This window comes from Moorena sp. SIO4A5 (genome assembly GCF_010672005.1).
Lineage (GTDB): Bacteria > Cyanobacteriota > Cyanobacteriia > Cyanobacteriales > Coleofasciculaceae > Moorena.
This window is the reverse complement of the sequence record NZ_JAAHHZ010000351.1, coordinates 1-4,900: the sequence shown is the minus strand read 5'-3', so window position 1 is coordinate 4,900 and position 4,900 is coordinate 1. Positions and strand designations below refer to the sequence as shown.

Below are 4,900 nucleotides of genomic sequence, written 5' to 3'. Positions count from 1 at the left end.
CCTGATCTTGCCCGGGTGGAGGCAGACACGACGCTCTTCCGATCTCGCAAAGCAGCTTTAGTTTTAACCATAGTGTGGTGCATGACAATAGCACTGCATTTGGTGTCTTGGGGGATCTGGGTGAGCTTGGGCTTAACAACGATATTAGGAATTCATTGCCTACGGTTCTTGCTGGCTCAACCGTTAAAAACCCCTCAACCCTCTTTAGATGAAGAAAAAGACGATTTTCCCTTTGTGTCTCTGCTAGTAGCAGCAAAAAATGAAGAAAGTGTCATCAGTAATTTAGTTCAGTCTCTGTGTCAATTAGACTACCCCGAAAATCAGTATGAACTGTGGGTAATTGACGATCACAGTACTGACCAAACACCAGAAATATTAGATAAGTTAGCAGCAACATACGACCAGTTGAAGGTACTGCACCGGAGTGCTAATGCCGGGGGAGGGAAATCAGGAGCACTCAATCAGGTACTGGGTTTAACGAAAGGCGAGATTGTAGCAGTATTTGATGCAGATGCTAAAGTTCCCAAAGATATGCTGCAGCGGGTGTTGCCCTTATTTAATAACCCGCGAGTGGGAGCAGTGCAGGTCAGAAAAGCGATCGCAAATGCAGCACTGAATTTCTGGACACGAGGGCAAATGGCAGAAATGGCTCTAGACAGCTATTTCCAACAGCAACGTATAGCAGTGGGTGGGATTGCTGAATTGCGGGGCAATGGTCAGTTTGTCCGACGTTCCGCACTACAGCGTTGCGGTGCCTGGAATGAAGAAACTATCACCGACGACTTAGATTTAACCATTCGCCTACACCTCGATCAGTGGGATATTGGCTTTCTCAATTACCCGCCAGTAGAAGAAGAAGGAGTCACCAGTGCGATCGCACTCTGGCATCAACGGAACCGTTGGGCAGAAGGAGGGTACCAGCGCTATCTCGATTACTGGCGTTTAATTGTAAGTAACCGCCTAGGTTTGCGGAAAACTATAGATTTATTTACCTACTTGATCCTCCAGTACTTTTTGCCCACTGCTGCTGTACCAGACTGTTTGATGGCTATTGCCCGTAACCGTCTACCTATTTTTAGTCCCATTACTGGTCTAACTGTCACCGTATCAGTGATTAGCATGTTTGTCGGGCTGCGCCGCACCAATCAAAATCGACGATTACGTGTTTCTAACCTGTTGGTTCCTCTGTTGCAGACCTTGAGGGGAAACCTTTATCTATTGCACTGGATGCTAGTGATGGCCGCTACTACCGCTCGGATGTCTGTGCGTCCTAAACGGTTGAAATGGGTGAAAACAGTCCATAGAGGTGGTAGCGAAGAATGAAGAATGAAGAATGTAGAATGCAGAATGCAGAATGCAGAATGAAGAATGCAGAATTACAAATTCTAAGTTCTACATTCTAAAATTGTGAATTCTAAATTCTAAATTCTAAATTCTAAATTCTTAATTCTTAATTCTAAATTCTTAATTCTTAATTCTTAATTCTTAATTCTGCATTAATTCCTGATAAAAATCCAAAAGCTGTTTAGCTAACGCCTTATTGGTATACTGCTCCATTGCTCGTACATAACCCAAATCTCCTAATTTCTCAGCCAATTCTGGTTGCTTGATTAGCTGCTGTAAACAATGTCGTAACTCGGACTCATCTTTTTCAGGAAACACCAACCCAGCATCCCCAATCACATAGGGAATTTCTCCAGAATCCGAACCAATTACTGGCACTTTAGATGCCATAGCCTCAATCAGCACATGACCAAACTGTTCCTTCCAACCTACACTAGTTAAGGTTTTAAACTTATAATTAGTCTCTGATGGTAGCACCAGAGTATTCATCACATTAATATAACGAGGTACCTCATCATGGGGAACACTCTCAATCCAAATCAGTTGGTCTTTAATTCCCCATTCTGCCGCCTTTTCCATCAATATCGGCTTGAGGGGACCACGCCCTAGTAGCAGCAACTTCCACTGCATCCCAGATAACCCAGCTAGGGCTTTACCTAAAGTCAGTAATCCCTTCTCCTCTACAAACCGTCCCACAAATCCCACCACAAAGTCATCGGGTTGAATTCCCAACTGCTGTTTTAAATCTGGCTGAGCTTGGGGACGAAACAAGCTTTCATCTACACCCAATTGGGGCATTACTTTAGCTGGTCCGTTATAACCATGTTGTCGCAGGATTTCTACCCCATCCTGATTCCCACAAATCAGTCCATCGGTATGGCGCAGGTTATACCCTTCCAACACAGACACCGGAAATTTTACCTCGTAGGGCAGATTCCAAAAAGTTAAAAATAGGTTTTTTGCCTTCAGTCCCAATAGCTTATTTAGGGTAATAAATTGAGCATAACCTAATGCCTTAGCTCCCTGTTCCACTTGAATAATGTCGGGGCGAAACTGTTTCAATAAAGGGACAATATCTAGGCCAAAGGTCAGCAGCCCCTGATTATTTTCACTAAAGTTAGACACTGGTACCACCCGAAATGAACCTTCCTCACGGGGTTGGGTTTCAATGATGCGATTTTGGACACCACCAGGACGCCAGCGCCGGGGAACCACCACAGTTACCTCAATGTTAGGTTCTAAGTGAGCGAGTGTTCGTAACTTCTCGCAGTTAAGGTCAACAATATAGGAGTGGCTAGCAACTAATATTTTCATAGGTAATTTTTTGACAGTTAATGGTGGCAGGTTGTTCGCGTAGCGTGGCCTTTGGCCAAGGTTGTTCGCGTAGCGTGGCCTTTGGCCAAGGTTGTTCGCGTAGCGTGGCCTTTGGCCAAGGTTGTTCGCGTAGCGTGACCGAAAGGCCAAGGTTGTTCGCGTAGCGTGGCCTTTGGCCAAGGTTGTTCGCGTAGCGTGGCCTTTGGCCAAGGTTGTTCGCGTAGCGTGGCCTTTGGCCAAGGTTGTTCGCGTAGCGTGGCCTTTGGCCAAGGTTGGAGGTTGGATGTTGGATGTTGAAGGTTGGATGTTGAAGGTTGGATGTTGAAGGTTGGATGTTGAAGGTTGAAGGTTGCAGGTTGTTCGCCCTTGGCGTTCCCGTAGTATCAATCAGCTTGGTTGATGTAGGATTACTCACAATGGTGCGAGATCTCAGTTAAACTTAGCTATGGAAGCATTACCAAACTACTTAATACTAGTAAATAGGGAATGGTAACCCTGGAAAAAATAGGTATTTTTAGTTAGTTTTTGGCTTCAAATATACTTATAATAATTTTGGTTATTACAACACCATTCACTTGAAATTATTAGGAATTTAATATCCTGACGTATGACTCCTAAATTTTAAAGCTTTTCATTAAAAAGGCAAGAGCTGATTAGGTTTATTTAATCGTAGTTTTAAGTTTTAAAAACTGGATTCAACCGTCTAACCTTCAACCGTATAATCCTATAACCTTCAACCTTTTAACCTTCAACCTTTTAACCTTCAACCTTCTAAGGGTCTAGCCGAGTATAAATTTGACCATCATCCCAGATAGATTTGATGCGTGTACCAAGTGCTTTTAAAAAACCCAACATGTAGAAACCAGCACGGCTAATAATTTTGATCGGGGAACCACTTTTATTACAAGGAGGATTTCCTAAGACGTGGCAATCAAATAGACGACCAAACAGCCGTAGCTGTTCACTAAGGGTAAGATTTTTCATCCCCATCAAGAAATGGTTGTGATAAAAGGTCAACTGATACTCAAGCGATCGCGTACTAATATCATGACACCCCCCAGTTTCTTCCCCTAAATGGACTAAATAAGCATCTGGGTCATACCAAATTTGATAACCAGTACGGCGAAATCGCAAACAAAAATCCGACTCCTCACGAACCGCACTCCCCCGGAACTGTTCATCAAAGTGCAGCCCGTATTTAGTAAAAATCTCCCGGCGGAAAGACATATTGCAGCCTCGGGCTGAGATCACCCGTTGAGGCTTAACGGTATGGACTAAGTCTATGTAATACCATGCAATCCCAGGGTCCATGGCCTCCTTAGGCAAGTCCTCAATAGTGTAAGAGGGAGTGGGGGAATCTGCTGCTGCTCCTTTCTCCGCTAGCTTCATCCGGTCAAATACTCGTCCTGCTACTGCCCCAATCTCTGGGGATTGTTCATAGTTACGAGCATGAGCAGTTAAATACCCCGGTGGCATCTTGATATCATCATCGATAAACACAATAATGTCCCCGGATGCCCGCCTTACCCCATAATTTCTTGCCCCAGGTAAACTCGCCCAATCAACCCGGAACCAGCGAATCTTACCAGCATTAGCCAGCTGCTCTAAATAGGATTGAATCTCTGGTTTGTGGTTTCGAGTTTGATCGACAACCAGTACTTCAAAAGCAGGGTAGTCTTGCTTCAGGACATCTTCTAGGGTATCCCGCAAAGGGTCTTCCCGTCCGTAAGTAGGGATAATTACAGAAATCATTGTCGTTGTTGTGAGTACTTTGTCCTTAAGCATTTAACTGCTGATAATGCCGACAATCGATAACAGTTTAACTAACATGCTATCTTTGGACATCCGTGGTTTTATGGAAAGTTCGAGAATTCTCAAGCTAAGAGGTAAAACCAATACTAGCTTAGTACACGGAACAGTTATCCGTGCAGACCTGTAGAAAAAACCGTTTGCCTTTTGCCTTTTCCCTTTTGCCGTTTCCCTTTTCCCTTTTTCGATGTCTTGATACCTCGTTTCTGTTTACGTTTAGGATCGTTTGTCTGTTCTGCCTCTAGTTTCTCTAGTTCCTCTTGTTCTTGGCGATTTATTTCGGGCAACTTGAGGATAACACCAGTCATCAACCAATAATAGACTGCCACTGGATCTACATCCAAGGGATAGTAATAGGTTTGGTAGCTAATAAACAAAATAAGTACCCAATAGCTGGCACCGATACTCCGCAAATCCTTGTTTTTCACTGAGC

The 4,900-nt window shown here is 44.0% G+C and carries 4 protein-coding genes and 1 pseudogene; 1 reads left to right on the top strand and 4 read right to left on the bottom strand.

Going from position 1 to position 4,900, the window contains the following annotated elements:
• A partial coding sequence (locus F6K57_RS36790) for a glycosyltransferase family 2 protein (RefSeq protein ID WP_293073199.1) occupies positions 1–1,323 on the top strand: 1,323 nt, incomplete at its 5' end.
• 162 nt (positions 1,324–1,485) lie between these two features.
• Here the strand turns inward: F6K57_RS36790 and hpsO are convergent.
• The 4 genes and pseudogenes from hpsO to F6K57_RS36770 form a co-directional block, all read right to left on the bottom strand.
• The gene (hpsO, locus tag F6K57_RS36785; RefSeq protein WP_293073202.1) at positions 1,486–2,658 is read right to left on the bottom strand and encodes a hormogonium polysaccharide biosynthesis glycosyltransferase HpsO; all 1,173 of its coding nucleotides are present in this window, start codon (positions 2,656–2,658) and stop codon (positions 1,486–1,488) included.
• Positions 2,639–3,073 carry a hypothetical protein gene (locus F6K57_RS36780; RefSeq protein ID WP_293069049.1) on the bottom strand — a complete coding sequence of 145 codons (435 nt, stop codon included), beginning with the start codon at positions 3,071–3,073 and terminating at the stop codon, positions 2,639–2,641. Before F6K57_RS36780 ends, hpsO begins: the two co-directional genes overlap by 20 nt.
• A 356-nt stretch (positions 3,074–3,429) precedes the next feature.
• Positions 3,430–4,410, bottom strand: coding sequence for a hormogonium polysaccharide biosynthesis glycosyltransferase HpsN (gene hpsN / locus F6K57_RS36775; protein ID WP_293073196.1), 981 nt, complete (start codon positions 4,408–4,410; stop codon positions 3,430–3,432).
• A gap of 167 nt (positions 4,411–4,577) precedes the next feature.
• Positions 4,578–4,900, bottom strand: a pseudogene (locus F6K57_RS36770) (hypothetical protein); the annotation flags it as partial.

Excerpts from the sequence above, each read along its gene's own strand:
- hpsN (WP_293073196.1), bottom strand. The coding sequence starts at position 4,410 with ATGATTTCTGTAATTATCCCTACTTACGGACGGGAAGACCCTTTGCGG.
- hpsO (WP_293073202.1), bottom strand. The coding sequence starts at position 2,658 with ATGAAAATATTAGTTGCTAGCCACTCCTATATTGTTGACCTTAACTGC.